Source organism: Paenibacillus sp. FSL R5-0744 (genome assembly GCF_037972555.1).
Taxonomy (GTDB): Bacteria; Bacillota; Bacilli; order Paenibacillales; family Paenibacillaceae; genus Paenibacillus_AQ.
Genome location: NZ_CP150228.1, coordinates 1,732,703 through 1,750,647 on the forward strand (window position 1 = coordinate 1,732,703; position 17,945 = coordinate 1,750,647).

General features: G+C 45.9%; 14 protein-coding genes. 12 read left to right on the forward strand and 2 right to left on the reverse strand.

Translation table 11 applies throughout. The annotated features are described in order from the left end of the window. Positions 1 to 15 precede the first annotated feature (15 nt). From MKY19_RS07580 to fucU, 3 genes are read left to right on the forward strand one after another with little or no spacing between them, the layout of a single operon-like run. Positions 16 to 1,461 (forward strand): rhamnulokinase family protein, encoded by a 1,446-nt coding sequence (locus MKY19_RS07580; RefSeq protein ID WP_339801741.1) that lies wholly within the window; start codon positions 16 to 18, stop codon positions 1,459 to 1,461. An 18-nt stretch (positions 1,462 to 1,479) separates the two neighbouring features. Beyond that, a complete protein-coding gene (locus MKY19_RS07585) occupies positions 1,480 to 2,130 on the forward strand; it encodes a class II aldolase/adducin family protein (RefSeq protein ID WP_076298138.1) in 651 nt (216 codons plus the stop codon). Between the two features lie 12 nt (positions 2,131 to 2,142). Further along, positions 2,143 to 2,571, forward strand: coding sequence for an L-fucose mutarotase (fucU, locus tag MKY19_RS07590; protein WP_076284304.1), 429 nt, complete (start codon positions 2,143 to 2,145; stop codon positions 2,569 to 2,571). Positions 2,572 to 2,574: 3 nt separating this feature from the next. On the opposite strand, the gene MKY19_RS07595 is transcribed toward fucU, so the two are convergent. After that, positions 2,575 to 3,402: an AraC family transcriptional regulator gene (locus MKY19_RS07595; RefSeq protein WP_339801744.1), complete on the reverse strand. Its 828-nt coding sequence runs from the start codon at positions 3,400 to 3,402 to the stop codon at positions 2,575 to 2,577. A gap of 146 nt (positions 3,403 to 3,548) precedes the next feature. Between MKY19_RS07595 and MKY19_RS07600 the strand changes: the two genes are divergently transcribed. After that, entirely contained in the window at positions 3,549 to 4,832 is a 1,284-nt protein-coding gene (locus MKY19_RS07600) for a Gfo/Idh/MocA family oxidoreductase (RefSeq protein ID WP_339801747.1), read from the forward strand. Positions 4,833 to 4,938: 106 nt separating this feature from the next. On the opposite strand, the gene MKY19_RS07605 is transcribed toward MKY19_RS07600, so the two are convergent. Next, entirely contained in the window at positions 4,939 to 6,201 is a 1,263-nt protein-coding gene (locus MKY19_RS07605) for a TraB/GumN family protein (protein WP_339269682.1), read from the reverse strand. A 208-nt stretch (positions 6,202 to 6,409) separates the two neighbouring features. On the opposite strand from MKY19_RS07605, the gene MKY19_RS07610 reads away from it, so the two are divergent. From MKY19_RS07610 to MKY19_RS07645, 8 genes are all read left to right on the forward strand, one after another. Then, positions 6,410 to 7,531 carry a glycoside hydrolase family 88 protein gene (locus MKY19_RS07610; RefSeq protein WP_076300069.1) on the forward strand — a complete coding sequence of 374 codons (1,122 nt, stop codon included), beginning with the start codon at positions 6,410 to 6,412 and terminating at the stop codon, positions 7,529 to 7,531. Next, positions 7,521 to 9,683 (forward strand): alginate lyase family protein, encoded by a 2,163-nt coding sequence (locus MKY19_RS07615; RefSeq protein ID WP_339801752.1) that lies wholly within the window; start codon positions 7,521 to 7,523, stop codon positions 9,681 to 9,683. The genes MKY19_RS07610 and MKY19_RS07615 overlap by 11 nt, the downstream gene beginning before the upstream one ends. Positions 9,684 to 9,750: 67 nt before the next feature. Continuing rightward, the gene (locus MKY19_RS07620; protein WP_339801755.1) at positions 9,751 to 11,472 is read left to right on the forward strand and encodes a histidine kinase; all 1,722 of its coding nucleotides are present in this window, start codon (positions 9,751 to 9,753) and stop codon (positions 11,470 to 11,472) included. Further along, complete coding sequence (locus MKY19_RS07625; RefSeq protein ID WP_042186011.1) at positions 11,472 to 13,055, forward strand: response regulator; 1,584 nt, start codon at positions 11,472 to 11,474, stop codon at positions 13,053 to 13,055. The genes MKY19_RS07620 and MKY19_RS07625 overlap by 1 nt, the downstream gene beginning before the upstream one ends. 170 nt (positions 13,056 to 13,225) lie before the next feature. Then, positions 13,226 to 14,155 (forward strand): sugar ABC transporter permease, encoded by a 930-nt coding sequence (locus MKY19_RS07630; RefSeq protein ID WP_042125419.1) that lies wholly within the window; start codon positions 13,226 to 13,228, stop codon positions 14,153 to 14,155. A 15-nt stretch (positions 14,156 to 14,170) separates the two neighbouring features. Then, the gene (locus MKY19_RS07635; RefSeq protein WP_042186014.1) at positions 14,171 to 15,007 is read left to right on the forward strand and encodes a carbohydrate ABC transporter permease; all 837 of its coding nucleotides are present in this window, start codon (positions 14,171 to 14,173) and stop codon (positions 15,005 to 15,007) included. Between the two features lie 141 nt (positions 15,008 to 15,148). After that, positions 15,149 to 16,546 (forward strand): extracellular solute-binding protein, encoded by a 1,398-nt coding sequence (locus MKY19_RS07640; protein WP_076300067.1) that lies wholly within the window; start codon positions 15,149 to 15,151, stop codon positions 16,544 to 16,546. 117 nt (positions 16,547 to 16,663) lie between these two features. Beyond that, a complete protein-coding gene (locus MKY19_RS07645; protein WP_339801761.1) occupies positions 16,664 to 17,938 on the forward strand; it encodes an alpha-L-fucosidase in 1,275 nt (424 codons plus the stop codon). Positions 17,939 to 17,945 lie beyond the last annotated feature (7 nt).

Here is a 17,945-nt window from a genome sequence, read left to right on the forward strand (position 1 = left end):
CAGGTGTGGTGAACAATGGGTGATACGATTAAGCTTCTAGCCATAGATCTCGGCGCCAGTTCCGGAAGAGTCATGCTGGGGATATATGATGGCGATAAGCTGCAAATGGAAGAAATTCATCGGTTTGAGAATACTCCTGTACAGGTCAACGGGCATTTATATTGGGATACTCTAAGGCTCTTCCATGAAATGAAGCAAGGGGTTCAAAAAGCCTTTAGGCAACATGGAGAACTGACGTCCTTAAGTGTGGATACATGGGGAGTAGACTATGGGTTTATTGATAAAAGAGGAATGATGCTCTATTCCCCCCATCATTACAGGGATCGGAGGATGGAGGCTCACCTTCTTAAATTGGAAGCGTTACTGTCACCGGCAGAGCAATTCCGTATGACCGGTCTTCAGCCAAGTGTCATTAATACACTTTATCAGCTGTTCTCTGATTTTCAGGATAATGATTCTCTTATGGAGACCGCGGATACGATTTTAATGATGCCAGATCTATTTCATTACCTGTTTTCAGGTATAAAAGCAGCAGAAAGCACGATCTGGAGTACAAGCGGCTTAGTGGATGCTGTAACGGGAGAGCTCTCCTCTGAATTATTTAACAGACTTGGGATTCCGAGTAGTCTAGTTCCACAACAGGTTCATGCGGGAACGGTTATTGGATCTATCCTACCGATTATTCAAGAGGAGCTTAGTATAGGCCCGATGAAAGTGATAGCCGGCGCTTCACATGACACGGCTTCAGCAGTAGCTTCAATCCCTTATACTCGTAAGGATGAAGCAGCATTTTTAAGCTGTGGTACTTGGTCGTTGGTTGGTATGGAGACGCCTGAGCCGGTCATTTCAGAGAAAAGCTATGAATATGGTTTCACAAATGAACGTTGCTACGGTAATTCTAATCGTTTGCTAAAAAACACAACGGGACTATGGATTCTACAGGAGCTCCAGAGGAATTGGGCGAAAGCAGGAGAGAATTTTAGTCAAAGTGAAATGGTTGAATTAGCCCAAACGATTAATGGGGCGCCAGCGATCATTGACCCGAATGACCAGCTTTTCAGCACACCTGGTGTGATGATGCAGCGGATTCAGGAATATTGTGAGCGAACGGGGCAACAGTCGCCTAATACGAAAGCTGAGTTTATACGCGTTATCCTTGAGAGCCTTGCGCAATCATACTGTAGAACGATTGAAGAAATGGAAGAGATCACCGGCAAGACCATCACTATCATTCATATGGTTGGCGGTGGGATTCAAAATGAGCTATTATGCCAGCTCACCGCTGATGCTACGGGTAGAGAAGTCGTTGCAGGGCCAGTGGAGGCCAGTGGAATTGGCAATATTATTGTCCAGCTGGCTGCCCTGGGAAAATTGGAAGTTTCTAAGGCGAAAGAGTTCGTGGCACGATCTTTTACCTTTAAGACATACCAGCCTTCTTTGGTGAAAAACTCTAAAAAATAGGATACGAGGAGAGAACTTATGGATAACTTGGAACAAAAACTACGTTCGCAGATTTGTGATATTGGCAGAAATTTGTTTAATAAAGATTTCATTGCCGCCAATGATGGGAATATTTCAGCACGGTTATCAGAGAATGAAATTCTCACTACCCCCAGAGCGGTAAGCAAGGGATATTTAGAGCCACATATGATTGTAAAAGTAAACTTGCAAGGTGAAGTTCTTGAAGCGGCGGAAGGATACAGACCTTCAACGGAAACCAAAATGCATTTGAGAATTTATAATGAGCTACCTGAGATGAATGGTGTGGTTCATGCACATCCCCCGTATGCTACCGCTTTTGCCATTAAAGGTGAGGCGCTCGATAAAATGATGATGCCAGAGTCGGTTATCATGATCGGGGATATTCCTTTGGCGGAATACGGAACACCTTCAACAGAAGAAATCCCGGACTCACTGATGCCTTTCCTTGGCAAAAAAACAGCAGTCCTGCTCGAAAATCACGGAGCACTTACTTGGGGAACGGATGTTATGGAGGCTTATCTGAATATGGAGAGACTCGAATATACAGCCAAGATTACCTTTATTACACGTATGATTGACGGAGAGAGAGAGCTGCCACAGCATCGGATTGATGAGCTGGTAGCTTTGAGATCTTTTTATGGGAAGTAATGAGGTGCTTGGATGTTGAAAAAAATTCCTAAGCTACTATCTCCGGAACTGGTACGTGTGATGATGGAAATGGGTCATGGTGATGAGCTTGTACTGGCAGATGCTAATTATCCAGGACACTCCTTAAACTCAAAAGTACTAAGATATGATGGTATTGGGATTCCTGATCTTTTGGATGCAATATTGGAATTGCTGCCCCTTGATCATTATGTGGAACATCAGGTGGCGTTTATGGCTGTGGTTGAGGGAGATCCTACGGTGCCGGTGATCTGGTCCACGTACGAGTCGATAATCGCCAAACATGACGCTGAAGCGACGATTAAATATGAGGAGCGGTTTGATTTCTACAATCGTTCTAAGCAAAGTTATGCTGTTGTAGTCACAGGTGAAGAAGCACTTTATGGAAATATTATTATCAAAAAAGGTGTAATCAAGGCCTGATGATCAGCGATTCTGCTTGCGGTATTGCAGAGGTGAGCATTTCGCGATTTGCTTAAACACCCGCCCAAAGTGGGCGATGCTGTCAAAGCCTGTATTCTCTGCAATGGCAGTGACTTTAGTGTTAGTGCTCTGCAAGAGTCGTTGGGCTTCCTTGATCCGAATGTAGTTTAGATATTCAACAATGGTGAAGCCAGTGGTCTGTTTGAATAAACGGCAAAGATAGGTACTGCTGATGAAAAAAGTTTCGGATAGCTGCTCTAATGTAAGCTTTTCAACATAATGTGCCTGTAAATAATCGATCATTTCGTAGACTTTAAGCTGCTTCTCACTGCTCTCAGGAGCGATGGGCTCGCGGCTTATTTCTTGTACTCTGTTCATTTCAATAAATAACTGGATGAGCAGTGTCTGAAGATAGGGGATTTGCTGTGATCGATGCTCTTCTTGTTCTTTTAGCATGGAGAAGAGGATAGATTCGATGGCTCCTTGTTCATGTACTCCGGGACGCAGAAGTAAGCTTTGTGTAGTTAAAAAAGGAATACTTAGGTCGTAGTTCGCCAACGTTTTTTGCAGAAAGTCCTCCTCAAAGTTAATCAATATTCGCTCATGGCGTACTGAGCCCTTAGAAGTGGTGCGATGGAGTTCATTTTTGTTAATAAATATCAAATCACCTTTGCGTAAGGTATAAATCAGATTGTTGATATAATAGCTGCGCTCACCTGCGAGTAAATAATAAATTTCATATGTATCGTGATAATGGTCGGAATCCATGCTGAAGGGTCCGGCTCTTTTGATTTGTTCAATGATAAATGGAGGTTTTAGCTCCTGTTCCATTCCAGATTTGCTCCTTTCAGATAATGAAGCTAATATATGCAAAGTTTCCGTCATATTTGCTAATAACCGCTTAGATTTCGATGTATTTTATACTATAAACTATAGAAAGAAACGGCATCTAAATCAATAGCGATGGAGTGATTCTTGTGTCGAAGAAGAAATATGTATTCGTAGGTACCGGCGGCAGAGCGGAGTTCTTTTATGGAGAGATTACTACAAATTATCGTGAAACTTCGGAAATCGTAGGCTTTTGCGATGTGAATGGGGTAAGAATGGATTATGCGAACCGATTATTGGAAGGGAAATATCAGTATCATGCGGTTCCTACTTATAAAGCTCATGAATTCGATCGTATGATTGAAGAGACTAAGCCGGATGTAGTTATCGTTACGAGTATTGACCGCACACATCATCGTTACATTATCCGGGCGATGGAGCTTGGCTGTGATGTTATCTCAGAGAAACCAATGACGGTGGATGAAGAGAAATGCCAGGAGATTCTTGAGGCTATTGATCGAACGGGGAAAAAGCTGCGCGTTACGTTCAATTATCGCTATGCCCCGCACAATACCAAAATCCGTGAATTGATCATGGATGGAGCCATTGGCGAAGTACTTTCTGTTAACTTTGAATGGCTGCTAAATACACAGCATGGAGCGGATTACTTCCGCAGATGGCATCGGGATAAGCGTAATAGTGGAGGTCTATTGGTTCATAAATCAACACATCATTTCGATTTGATGAATTTCTGGTTGGGCTCTCGTCCGGATACGGTCTATGCCATGGGAGATTTAAGGTTCTATGGCAGAGAGAATGCGGAGAAGCGCGGGGTGACAGAGTTTTATCAGCGTGCCCATGGTAGTAGTGCAGCGGAAAATGATCCCTTTGCGCTTCATCTAAAAGACAACGAGCAGCTTAAGCAAATGTATCTGGATGCCGAGCATGAAGATGGGTACCTGCGAGATCAAAGTGTATTCGGTGATAATATCAGCATTGAGGATACGATGGCAGTCATGGTCAAATACAAAAACAAGACGATTATGAACTATTCACTTAATGCTTATTTGCCTTGGGAAGGCTTCATTGTAGTATTTAATGGGACGAAGGGGCGGATGGAAGTTAAGGTTGTTGAACAGTCCTATGTAAACGCTGGGGGAAAGAAAGAAGATGAAGGGGCACTAAAGGACAAGCAAATCACTGTATTCCCTCATTTTGCGCCGCCTTATGAAGTTGAAATTGAAGAAGGCGTTGGGGGACATGGGGGCGGAGATCCGGTCATGCTTCGTGATATTTTTGAACGACCTGTGGAGGATCGATTTAATCGGGCGGCTTCCCATGTGGATGGGGCGTTGTCTATTATGACCGGGATTGCAGCTAATCGTTCGATCGCTACTGGACTTCCGGTGAAGGTGGATCAGTTAATCAAGTGAAATTAACTACTATTTTTAGATTGAGCTAAAAAAGTAAAAATAAAAGGCTGCCTCCAAAGTCATTGTAGATGACTAAGAGACAGCCTATTTATTTTGACACTAGTATTTATTGTTTGACGACGTTAAAGCCGTCTTTTTGCAATTGAGTCACAATGCCATCATCACCCAGCATGTGTAGTGCACCAACAACGACAAGATAAGTCGCTTTTTTATCACTATTCAAATACTCTTTTACATGCTTCACCATGTTGGCATTCCGATCCGAAACGAGACCCTTATAGTATTCTGGCTCCTTAGCGACCGCTTGTGTCATAGCTACGAGTGATTGTTCATCCCCCTGCATCCACATTTGGGATAATGCATCCAGCGAAGCCGTTGCTGCAGCTTTGTCCGTTTGCTTGAGGCTATCGAGTGTATCAAGGAGAAGCTTTTCTTGCAATCCATCTGAGAATTGATTGAACATGTTCAGCTGCAATTGCATATTTTCCAATTCAATGATAGGTTTATTCAGTTTGCCTGCCTTCTGTGTGAAATATAGGTCGATACCCGTATCCGGTGTATAATCTGTTGTTTGCATTTGTAGGCTTGAGATACCTTGAGTAACGACCCATGGCTTATAGGAATCGAATGCATTTCCTGCAAGACCATTCGCTTTCAGAAGCGCAACAACTTTGTTATAGGTATCAGCGGATACGTGATCCTTGAGCTTGGTCCCATCTGTATAAGAACCTTTCTCCGTAAGGAACTTTTGCATCTCCGTTTGATCAACCTTTGTTAAGTCAACTTCGACCCCGAGATATTGAGACGCTTCAAAAGCAGCTTCAATTTCCGTGCGTAGCGGGTACATTTTGTCGTTAGCCACATGGATAGAGCCAAGTAGATAGACGGTATTACCGTTGTTCTCCACTTTCCATAAGAATCCGGTGCTCCCTGCAGCCTCGTTATTAGCTACAAAGGTGATGGTGCGCTGCGCCGCGTTCCATTCTACTTTATAGCCGATCGTTTCACCGATAAAGCGGACAGGAACATAGGTGACATTGTTGATGGTTTTAGGAGCCACCTCTAGTTTTTTCTTCTCCCCGTTTACCGTTGCTGTGGTGCTGCCGATAGTCAGTGAGAGGGCTAGTCCATTTTTGGTCCCCGTTACGGTTTGGGTCTTTTTATTCCAATTCATATTTACATTAAGCTTCTCTAGGAGTGGACGCATAGGAACCAAGGTAGTTCCTTTTTCTACAACAGGGTTAGAATTGCCTAACTTTACTTCTGTTCCATCAATCCACACACCGACAGGCTTTTCAGCCGCATGGGCAGTGGTAAAGACAGACATAACCATGAAAATGGATAAAAATAATGCACCTAGCTTTTTCATTAATAGGACACTCCGTTTCTAAAAAAATGAAAGTTGTAAGTCACTTTCTGATTTTAACGTATTTTTCCATAAATAGTTATACATTTTGTTACTTCGTACAAAAGTCAAAATAATGCACATCAAAGCAAAAATCGCCCCTATTAGATCCTGTTCACTCTCCTTATCATGAAACATAAGAAACGAAGAGCCCGAAGGGAGCAAGGAACTTATGTGGAGCAATGCGATTGAAGATGCGATAGAGAAGGTACGTAAGAATATAGACCGATTCGGGGGTAGATTCCCTCATGTCAGCATGAATGGAACTTACCAGCTCAATAACAATGACGACTGGACCAATGGATTCTGGAGCGGCATGTTGTGGTTGTGCTATGAATATACGCAGGATGACAGCTTTCGTATCGCGGCATCTCATACCGTAGAGGATTTCCGCCGCCGTTTCGCGGCAAAGACGGTGCTTGATCATCACGACATCGGATTTTTGTATTCGTTATCCTCCAAGGCCCAGTGGATTATAGATAAAGACGAATCCGCGCGTCAGTTGACACTGCAGGCGGCAGACTTATTACTGAAGCGCTGGCGCACAGGCGGTGGTTATATTCAGGCTTGGGGACCTGTGGGAGATGCCCAGGAAGGTGGGCGCATCATTATTGATTGTCTGTTGAATCTCCCTCTTCTGTATTGGGCGGAACAACAGACCGGTGATTCCCTATATCGGCAGGTGGCGGTCATGCAGGCGGATAAAACGAAACGTTATCTGGTGCGGGGAGATGACAGCTCCTACCATACGTTTTTCTTCGACCAGAAGACAGGAGAGCCGATTGGCGGCGCTACACACCAGGGTTATACTAACGGATCGACTTGGACGCGCGGGCAGGCCTGGGGCGTCTACGGTTTTGCATTATCTTACCGCTATACTAAGGATCCGTTGTATTTGGAAACGTCCAAGCGGATGGCCCGCTATTTTCTGGACCATTTGCCACAGGATCATGTCGCTTACTGGGACTTTAATGCTCCAGTGTCTGCGGATACGTACCGGGATAGCTCGGCCTCTGCAATTGTTGCGGCTGGACTACAGGAACTGTTGGAGCTAATGGAAGAGGGAGATCCCGAACGGGCTTATTTTCAGCAGGGATTAATACAGTCGATGACTTCACTTGTGCAGAACTATTCCACGATTGGTGAAGATGCGGAGGGGCTGCTGAAGCACGGCTCTTACCATGTACGCGGCGGTCTGTCTCCGGATGATTTCATGATCTGGGGAGATTATTTCTACCTCGAAGCGTTGCTGCGGCTGCAAAAAGGCACCAGGGGGTACTGGTATGAATGCTGATGTCCGATCAACCTCTCCCTATGCTGTCTTTACGCTACTCGACCTTGAGTTACCTGCTCTAGCGCCCGTGAAGGATGCGCTCAGCCAAGCACGGCAGGACGATGCGCTGACTGAATTGCATCGGTATTTGACTAGTCGGAGCACGCCGGGCTGGCGGGCAGAGGACAGTCGGAAACAGCAGCATATCGATTATATACAGCAATATTGCGCAGATGAGCTGGAAGTCGTAATGAAGACGGCGGATGAAGTTATGGAGCAGACGTTTCTTTTTCGGTTTCCCTGGGATATGGAGCGCAGCCGCATTCCGGTTTCCTTTGAGGAAGAAATTGACTGGCGTTATATTCCGGATAAGGATGTAGAATGGGCTTATATGCTGAATCGCCACCGCTACTGGGTGGCATTAGGACAAGCGTATGCGATAACAGGTAATGAGGAGTATGCGAGAACATTTTGCTGTCAGCTTGAAGATTGGATGGACCGTAATCCTGTTCCAGACATGCCTACGAATGATACGTTGACTTGGCGCACCATTGAAGCGGGTCTTCGCTGTGCGAACTGGATCAAAGCGTTGTCCTATATACAGGATAGTCCGCTGCTCACACCGACGCTTCTGGCGAAAGTGATGATATCCCTTCATGAACACAGCGAATATTTAGCTTTATCGTTTACGGGTTGGAAGAATATCAGCAATTGGGGCGTTCTGGAGACTTGTGGTTTATTCCAAACCGCGCTCTACTTCCCTGAGTTCACTAGGGCTAAGATTTGGCGACGGCTCGGTGAGGAGAGATTAGGGGAGACGGCTAGAATCCAGGTCATGGCGGACGGTATCCATTGGGAGCAATCGCCCACCTATCACCATGAGGTTCTGGTATGTTTTCTCGACTGCATCCGCTTGGCTCGGATGAATGGACTGGAGCTACAGGATGAACTTCAGCAAAAAGTTCATCAAATGGCCGTCGCTTCCTTGTATTGGTCCAAACCGAATCATCGGCAGCCAATGCTCGGGGATAGCGATGACAGCGATGTCCGTTCGATTTTGACTTATGCAGGTTGGTTGTTCCAGGATTCTGTGCTCCGCTTTGGCGGATACGATCATATGGATTATGACAATGCCTGGTTGTTCGGAACGAGTGGAGTTGAAGGCTACGAGCAGCTGATTGCGGAGGAACCGCCTTACTTGTCGCGCTCTTTCACACATTCCGGTCATTATGTGATGCGAACGGGTTGGGACGAGCAGGACTTGTACCTATATTTCCACTGCGGACCGCTTGGTGGTGGACATGGTCACGCGGATTTGCTACATTTCGATCTGTATGCCTTTGGGCGGGATATGCTTACCGATCTGGGCAGATACAACTATAGTGATCACACACCACTTAGAAAAGCGTTAAAAGAAAGCGCTGCCCATAATACGACTACTGTTGACGGAATTGGATTCACTGAAATCACGGATACATGGTCCTTCTCCCAAATTGCGAAGCCGGCAGGCAGCAAATGGATCAGCAATCCGGACTTTGATTATGTTGAGGGCAGCCATGATGGCTACTGTCATTTGGATGATCCGGTACACCTGCTAAGGAGGATCATATTCATCAAGCCTTATTACTGGCTTCTGGTCGACAGCTTTAGCTGCCGTCAGGAGCATACGTTTTCCCAGCATTTTCATTTTGCACCCGGAGCGGTTCAGATGGAAGACGAGACATTCATTTGCCGTACAAACAATGAGCAGGAAGCCAATCTTTGCATCATTCCCGTTAATGTTAAAGGACTTCAGGGCAAGATTGATGACGGGGTAATCTCCCGCGAATACAATCTGCTGGAACCCAATCAACATGCCGTTTACTCCCGAACGGGAAAAGGAACGGTATCGATGATGCAGATGCTGTACCCGCAGCCTTCCGGTGAGCCGTTCTGTCCACTGGTTGAACAGGTGCCGATTTACCGACATACGGGTGAACCTGTGGATGCCGTGCAGGCGGAGGCATGCCGGATCAGCTTCCCTGAAAGGAATGAGGAGCATATTATCGTGATCAGCCACGAGGTTCCATCCAGTCACTTGAATTCCTATGTAGTGGAAGGTATACAAATATTTGGTGAAGTAGTGCTTATTGTTTTCGCAAACGGTCAAAAGAAAGTCACGGTAATCAAATAATGCATGTATACTGGATAACGGGCTGATAGAATAAAAGAAAAGAGCATGAGAGAGGCGCGGAGAAAACATGTTCAAATTCACTTACTATAGACGTATCCAGGTTTCATTTCTTTTGCTGATTTTTATTCCGCTGATTGCAGTATCGATCATCTCCTTTGTGCTTATACGGGATACGATGGTAGAAAAGCTGCAGCTCAGCAACGATAACTTTCTGAACGTTATGATTGACGAACTAAACAAGACCATTGATGATGTGACATTTGCATCGCATTTTATTGTAAACGATACCAATTTTCGCGCCAATCTGAAGGTCTTTGCAGATACCGAGCGATTGAATACCTATCAGGATTACGTACATTTTACGCAAATTCAGGATGTGTTTTCGCTCATCAACTCTAAGCCGCTAAATAATAACATTCGCATGTATTTGGTTAACCGGAAACACTTTGTGATCTCGTCTGGGACTGAGAATTTATCCGTGATTAATGCCAACATGGACAAGCTGATGGGACGTGTCAATATTCACGAACCGGAGACCTTGCAATGGCTTGGGATGGCTGACAGCGGTTCCGGTAAAAGCAGTAGCTACTATATTGCCAGAGTAATCTATGATAGCCGGGAGAAACAGCAGGTGTCCGTGCTTCTCATCTCGATTCCCGATGCCTATTTCAACAAATTGCTCGGGCCGGTCGAGTTTGGCAAGCTGGCGTTGTTTGATTCCAGAGGAGGTCTGATCGCCGGGAACTCAGAGCTAGCCCCAGAAGGCAAGGAAGCTAGAGGGAGCGTGCGTACGGCCAGAGCCATCGACAAATCCAATTGGGAGCTGGTCTATGAAGCTTCAGAGAAAGAATGGTCGGGCCAGATTTCGCGAACTTTTTATAGTGGTATTGGTTTAGTGCTTCTCTTGTTTATTGTCTTTTCGGCCACTTCCATGGTGATTGCCAAAAGATTGCATAGTCCGATCATGAAGCTGCAGCGCGTTGTGCGCCAGTTCGGGATGGGGAATCTTGATGTCAGGCTGGAGGTCAAGGGCAAGGATGAAATCGCTGAGCTGGGGCAGACATTGAATACTATGCTGGATCAACTGCAAGGATTGATTCACGACATCGAGCTGGAGCAAGAACAGAAGCGAGTGATGGAACTTGAGGCGCTGTTTATGCAGATTCGTCCCCACTTTTTGATCAACACGTTGAATTCGATCAAATGTAGCCTTATTTTGGCTAAAGATAAGCTGCACAGCGGGATCATTGATTCGCTAATGAGTCTTCTCCGTGCCTATCTGAAGGTCAATGAACCGGCTACCTTACGGGAAGAATGCAGACTGCTTAGCCATTATATCGACATCATGAAGATCCGCAACGAAATCCCTCTTGAACTGGAGGTCGATCTGGAAGCGGATACAGAGAAGCTCATCGTTCCTAAACTTATTCTGCAGCCTCTCGTAGAGAATGCCATCGTTCACGGTCTAGTTGACCACCCGGCACCGCGTATTGTCGTCCGTGCCCGAACGATCCCTGATGGGATTATGATTGAAGTCGAAGACAATGGCTGTGGTGCAGGGGCAGAAATTCTGGCAGGACTGAACCGCAGATTGCTCTACAAGGACGATGAACAGGATGGAACTTATCAAAGGGTCGGTTTAATTAACGTGGTTCAAAGGCTGAGGCTGACCTATGGTCAGGATACCCGCTTGTCGCTGCATAATTTGCCGCAAGGTGGGGTGTCCGTTTCTCTGTATTTGCCGCAAGGCAATCATCAGGTTAATCTGTCGGAGAGAGAGGGATATTGATGTATAAAGTGATGCTCATAGATGATGATGTTCCTATGCTCAAGGTGCTTCAGCAGATGATTGACTGGGAAGCACATAGCTTGCAGATTGTCGGCAGCACCTATTCCAGTGCCAAGGCGTTATTAATGTTTGAGGAAGTACAACCCGATATCGTGATCACAGATATTGGCTTACCGCAAAAGAACGGGATTGAGCTGGCCGATTACTTTACCCGGATGAAGCCGGAGGTCAGAATTATTTTCCTGACCTGTCATGAGGATTTCCATTATGCTCAGCAAGCGGTAAAGCTGAAGGTGGATGACTATTTAATTAAGGACCAGCTTACGGACGAGCAACTGGAGAAAAGCCTTGCCAAGTCAGTACGCTTGCTTAAATCGAAGATCGGGCTAATCAAGCATGGGGAAACGGGATACAATAGCCAGTTATTCCGGCAGAATCTGCTGCAAAGGGTGATTGGCGGCGCTCCGCCCGAAACCACGCTAGCCTATGCGACGCAAATCGGCATATCCTGGACGTATCCGTGGTTCATGCTGGGCACGGTCAGCATTCACTTTTCCAGTTTCGAGAAGAGGTACAAGCAGAGCGAGTATCCACTTATTTTATATGCCATCTACAATATAGCCCTAGAGCTGTCCGAAGCGTGTGAGGGGATTACGCCTTTTTTGGAGCAGAAGAATATTGTGATTCTGTATAATTACCGTGTAAATCTGGCGCAGAATGCCAGTCTTTATTTTCATGATTATTTACAGCGATTGTGTTCCGAGTGCTCCCATCTCCTTAAGATTCAACCGGGCATCATCGCAGTCACTGAGAAAATAGAGCTGCAGGCGATTGGACAGATTCATCGGCAAATTGTCCAGGACAAGTGCGAGTTTTATGCGAGTGCGGAATACACAGTTCTGGATACTCTGCAAATCGCTACCCCTCGCTTCCAGCCTGCTCCTCAAGGATTTCTGGATAGTTATATCCCGCAGATGGAACGGGCCGTGATTAAAAATGATCTTGAAGCCATCCGTGGCACTCTTCAGGAAATCGCTAGGACTGCAAAAGTTATGGCTATCCATCCGGGCGATTTCGTCCGGGATTTATCCTTTATGCTCCGAGGTATCGAGCTGATGTTCACTAGCCTAACATTCGATGAGGATCTGTTCGTCTATCTCGTGCAAACCCGCACACTGGAGGATACGATGGAACTGGTGGAAAGAAAGCTTGTGCAGATTACAGGCAACAAACAGCAGGTGGCGGGAACTCCCCCGCAGGAGCCCAAGCTGCAGCTTATCCAGCAATTTATCGATCAGCATCTTGGCGATAACATCACTTCAATTGATATGGCCCGTTATCTCTTTCTGGACCCGAGCTATTTCTCGCGTTATTTCAAACGCATGACAGGTCTGACTTTTACGGACTATGTACATCAGCACAAGATGAAGGTTGCGACCAAAATGCTGAAAATCTCCAGCCAGAACCTGGAATCGCTAGCCGTTGGTTTGGGATATTCGGACAGAACCTATTTTTCAAAAGTGTTTAAAAAATATGTGGGAACAACACCGAGTGAATATAAATCCAAACACTCGGTACGCTGAGAAGCGCAATTCTCAACCTACCGAATAGACCAGCCGCCCATCTAGGGCGGTTTTTTTGATGTCGAAAGACAAAGGTCAAAATCTTGCACATCTCGGGTCATAATCACTCCTTCATGCGGGAGGCGGATATATTACTATAATGACAAATCAAATTGTCGAGGTGATACAACGTGGAGGCTGCAAAACAACCTGTGCCAAAAATTCTGCAGGAGAAGCGGAAGTTCTGGACTCCGCAGCGGAAAGAGGCTTTGACCGGGTGGCTGTTTCTAGCTCCGGAAATTGTCGGAATGCTTTTTCTTAATGTATTTGCACTTGGATTCTCACTTTATTTAAGCTTCTCGAAATGGGATCTATTGTCGGGGGTTCAAGGGATCGAGTTTATCGGATTGGATAACTATATCAAAATGTTCCATGATCCGAGCATCATTCAAGCTTTGAAGAACAATGCTATTTATATGATTATGACCGTGCCGATACCGATTGCGATTGCTTTGGTGCTGGCGGCATTGATTCAAAATAGTGTATTTCTTAAAAATTATTTCAAAGTTGCCTTCTTTATCCCTTATATTTCTTCGATTATTGCAATTGCCGCAGTATGGAGCGCATTGTTCCATCCATCCCTTGGACCGATCAATCAGTTCTTGATGGAGCTTGGAATTTCCAGTCCTCCAAAATGGCTGGTGGATCCAAAGACCTCGCTGTTATCGATTGCCATTATCAGTTCTTGGGCGAGTCTGGGTTACACCATTATTATCTATATGGCCGGCTTGACGAATATTTCCGATGAAATCTACGAAGCCGCCGAAATAGATGGAGCCAGCGCACTGAAGAAATTCTTTGCCATCACGGTTCCGATGCTGCGTCCAACTACGTTCTTCTTACTTATAACCATGCTGATTGGCTCGTTTAAGGTGTTCGACATCATCGCGTTTTTGACCGAAGGTGGCCCGAACAATTCTTCTACCGTGCTTGTGTTCAGGATCTATGAGGAAGGGTTCAAATACTACAACATGGGCTATGCTTCTGCAATTTCCTGGCTGCTATTCGCCGTCATAGGCTTGATCACCGCAGCTACTTGGAAAATGAGAAATGAAGAATAAAGGGGGGAGATTAACATGCAACTGATTAGAAAAAATATGTCCAGAGTGATCACTACCTGCATCATGGGGGCTTTGTCCATTGTATTTCTTATTCCTCTGATCTGGATGATTTCCGCAGCCTTTAAATATGAGAAAGATGTTATGCGCTTCCCGATCCAATGGATTCCCGAGAAGATCAATGTAGCGTATAATTTCAAGATGGTTTGGATGGGACGAGTACCTTTTTCTCATTTCTATTTAAATTCCTTTAAAGTTGCGATTATTACAACCTTAATTACACTTATCATTTCATCTATGTCGGCGTACGCCTTGACCAAAATCAAGTTCAAAGGACGAAATATGGTATTTCTGGCGCTGCTGTCGTTCATGATTATACCTGACCAGGCCACACTGATTCCGCGCTTTCTGCTGATTCGCTGGTTCGGTCTTTATGATACTCATGCTGCAATTATTTTAATGAGTATGTTCTCCATCTACTTCACGTTCCTGCTGCGGCAATTTATGATTGGTGTCAGCGACGAATACATTGAAGCGGCGCGAATTGACGGTGCAGGCCATTTACGGATATTCTGGTCTATCATTATTCCGCTCTGCAAGCCGGTGCTCGCTACGGTGGCGATCATCAAATTTATCTGGACCTGGAATGATTACCAGAATCCGCTGATCTTCTTACTAAATAAGAATTTGTACACTATCCCACTCGGTATGACACTGTTCCGGGACGATTATTCGAACAACTATGCGATTATGATGACGGCAGCTGTTTCGGCGATCATCCCGCTCGTCATCGTGTTCATCGCTCTGCAAAAGCAAGTCATTAACGGAATCTCCCTTGGCGGCGTAAAGGGCTGACCTGCGGGTGTGCGATAGATAGTAAAAGTCAAAAATGTGATCCTACAACAGCAAAATTGTGCACTTGGCCAGTAAAGCGGATGCCTATAATAAGAAATGAACAAGGCACTATACTTAAAATTCAGTGCGGGGGGAAGTAAAATGAAAACAAAGAGCAAAAAAAGATTATCCGTTGTACTGGGCTCCATGCTGGCGGTTTCCTTAACGCTAAGCGCCTGTGGAAATTCCGGAAACTCGGAAAAGAATGGGAATGCTGAAGCTAGTACGAATGCCGGGAACACCAAGGTGGACAAGCAAGTGGCCATCAAGTATTACAACTGGGATAATGAAGCCCAGTCGGCTGGTACCGATGCTATGCTGCAGGAATTTATGGATCAGAACCCAGGCATCAAGGTAGAGCATGTGACACTCGTTCCCGGTGATTCTGTGGAGATGCTGAAGAAACTCGACTTCCTGATTTCTTCCGGCGAAGCGATTGATGTTGTTCAGGTGCCAAGCTTGGGAGGCGTGCTTGAACGGGCGACTCGGGGAGCACTTGCCCCGCTGAATGAATTCTATGAGAAAGATAACCTCGTTCCTGAGGATGAATACTATGTGAATGCTAAGGTCGACAACAACTATTATGGGTTGCAATATACGAAGAGCAGCAACTACGTGATGCTGAACAAAGATGCACTGGACGAGGCGGGTCTGCCTGTACCTACTTTTGGCTGGACATGGGATGACTACCGCGACTATGCCAAAAAACTGACCAAAGGCGAAGGCGTGGACAAACGTTACGGCACATATTTCCACACCTGGGAATTGTACATGAACGCTCCAGCTCAAACGATGATGAAAGACCCGTTCGTATATGATGACGGGACGACAATCTTCGCGGATCCGACTTATAAGTATTTCTTCCAGCTGCGTAAAGATATGGAGTCTGCTGATAAATCTGCGAAATCTTATGCAGATGCTCTTGCCGCTAAGCTTAACTATCGTACCGAATTCTTCAATGAAGAAGCTGCTATGATCTTGGCTGGCAACTGGACAATTGCTGATCCAGGTAACACCGAGCAGTATCCGCATGAATTCAAGACAGCCTTTGCTCCGGTACCGGTGCCTCCTGCAGGATCGGAACCGAAAGACTATGAAGGCAAATACTTCACCAGCGGCAACATGCTGGCGATGGGCGCAACTTCAAAGAACAAAGAGGCTTCCTTCAAATTGATGAGATTTATGTCGACGGCTGTTAGTGATAACAGACTGGAATTCTCCGGATATAAAAAAGCTGATAATGAGACCTTGCTGACTAAATTGGTCGCTGGCAAAGAAGATATGTATGATATGGATTCACTCAAATACACACTTTTCGATAAAGAAATTCAGTTCCTTGACGGTGCGCAGGTGATGACGACGGCAACTTCCGAATTGACCAAAATTATCGATGACGGCTTCAGCAGATTCATGCTTGGAAATGAATCGATTGATAAGGTGCAGCAATGGATGGTTGATGAAGCAACGAAAATTATCAACGAAAAAGGTGTCATCAAGTAAATAGGCAATAAGCGAGGTATCCCAAGTTGGGGACGGGGCTTTGGAAGGTCATCAACCGGCTTTCCAAAGCCCTTATTTATACATTGGGCTTACACAAATATACGGGAGAGTATAAAAATGATGGAAAGCATTTCTTCAAAGAACAAGTCCGAAGAGCAAGTAGCTTTGCCTTCTAAGGAACAGATGGAGTGGCAGGATCTGGAGCTGGGGATGTTCTGCCATTTTGGAATGAACACATTTTGCGATCAGGAGTGGGGAGAAGGTAGCGATTCACCTACGGTCTTTAACCCGTTTCATCTGGATGCCCGCCAATGGGTTAGTGCAGCTAAAGAAGCTGGATTCCGTTATTTTATACTGACCGCTAAGCATCATGATGGTTTCTGCCTGTGGCCGACTGCAACGAGTACTTATTCTGTTGCCTCCAGCCCATGGAAAGAAGGGCGAGGCGATGTTGTCAAGGAGTGCGAGGAGGCTTGCCGTGAATTTGGACTAGGCTTCGGCATTTATTTGTCTCCATGGGACAGACATGAGCCATGTTATGCGGATCCGCAAGCATATGATGATTTCTATTGTTTGCAATTGCAGGAGCTCCTTACGGGCTACGGCCCACTTACGGAGATTTGGTTCGACGGCGCAGGATCTGAAGGCCGTAATTACGATTGGCGGCGGATTATGGATCTGATCAAACAATATCAGCCAAGTGCTATGGTGTTTAATATGGGGGCACCAACGATTCGCTGGGTTGGCAATGAGGATGGCCTTGCTCCTTATCCCTGCTGGAACACTGCGGATTCCGCGCGAGGTAGCATGTTCAGTGAAGCTTCATTGAACTGGCTTCCCGGAACACCGAGCTGGGTGCCTGCGGAATGCGATGTGCCCATCCGTAAAGACCGCTGGTTCTGGCATCCTCAGGAAGAGCATCTGCTGCTGTCTCTGGAGCAGCTAATGGATATTTATTATCGTTCGGTCGGACATGGGGCGACTTTGCTGCTCAATGTGGCCCCTGACAACCGCGGGCTGCTTCCAGAGGCCGATGTGCAGCGACTGCTGGAATTTGGCAAGGAGATTCAACGTAGATTCGGAAAGGCACTAGCCGTAACGGCGGGCACTGGAGATCTTATTGAGCTGGAATTGCCTGTAGCTACTGTGATTGACCACGCCGAGATTATGGAGGACATCGCTTATGGCGAAAGAGTGAGCGAATATGTGCTGGAAGCATTCAGTGACGGAGCGTGGATGGAGTTGAAACGTGGCAGCGCGATTGGCCATAAGAAAATCGACGCCTTCCCTCCGGTATGCGCAGAGAAGATACGACTACGGGTGCCAGTAGCTGCCGCAAGCCCTAAGATTAGACGGCTTGCCGTCTACCACTGTGGGGAATCGCTAGAATAAATGCTAA

What these genes read in the sequence shown, in the direction of transcription:
- MKY19_RS07645 (WP_339801761.1), top strand. Translation starts at nt 16,664, where the DNA reads ATGATGGAAAGCATTTCTTCAAAGAACAAGTCCGAAGAGCAAGTAGCT.
- MKY19_RS07595 (WP_339801744.1), bottom strand. Translation starts at nt 3,402, where the DNA reads ATGGAACAGGAGCTAAAACCTCCATTTATCATTGAACAAATCAAAAGA.
- MKY19_RS07605 (WP_339269682.1), bottom strand. Translation starts at nt 6,201, where the DNA reads ATGAAAAAGCTAGGTGCATTATTTTTATCCATTTTCATGGTTATGTCT.
- fucU (WP_076284304.1), top strand. Translation starts at nt 2,143, where the DNA reads ATGTTGAAAAAAATTCCTAAGCTACTATCTCCGGAACTGGTACGTGTG.
- MKY19_RS07620 (WP_339801755.1), top strand. Translation starts at nt 9,751, where the DNA reads ATGTTCAAATTCACTTACTATAGACGTATCCAGGTTTCATTTCTTTTG.
- MKY19_RS07615 (WP_339801752.1), top strand. Translation starts at nt 7,521, where the DNA reads ATGAATGCTGATGTCCGATCAACCTCTCCCTATGCTGTCTTTACGCTA.
- MKY19_RS07585 (WP_076298138.1), top strand. Translation starts at nt 1,480, where the DNA reads ATGGATAACTTGGAACAAAAACTACGTTCGCAGATTTGTGATATTGGC.
- MKY19_RS07625 (WP_042186011.1), top strand. Translation starts at nt 11,472, where the DNA reads ATGTATAAAGTGATGCTCATAGATGATGATGTTCCTATGCTCAAGGTG.
- MKY19_RS07635 (WP_042186014.1), top strand. Translation starts at nt 14,171, where the DNA reads ATGCAACTGATTAGAAAAAATATGTCCAGAGTGATCACTACCTGCATC.
- MKY19_RS07610 (WP_076300069.1), top strand. Translation starts at nt 6,410, where the DNA reads ATGTGGAGCAATGCGATTGAAGATGCGATAGAGAAGGTACGTAAGAAT.
- MKY19_RS07580 (WP_339801741.1), top strand. Translation starts at nt 16, where the DNA reads ATGGGTGATACGATTAAGCTTCTAGCCATAGATCTCGGCGCCAGTTCC.
- MKY19_RS07640 (WP_076300067.1), top strand. Translation starts at nt 15,149, where the DNA reads ATGAAAACAAAGAGCAAAAAAAGATTATCCGTTGTACTGGGCTCCATG.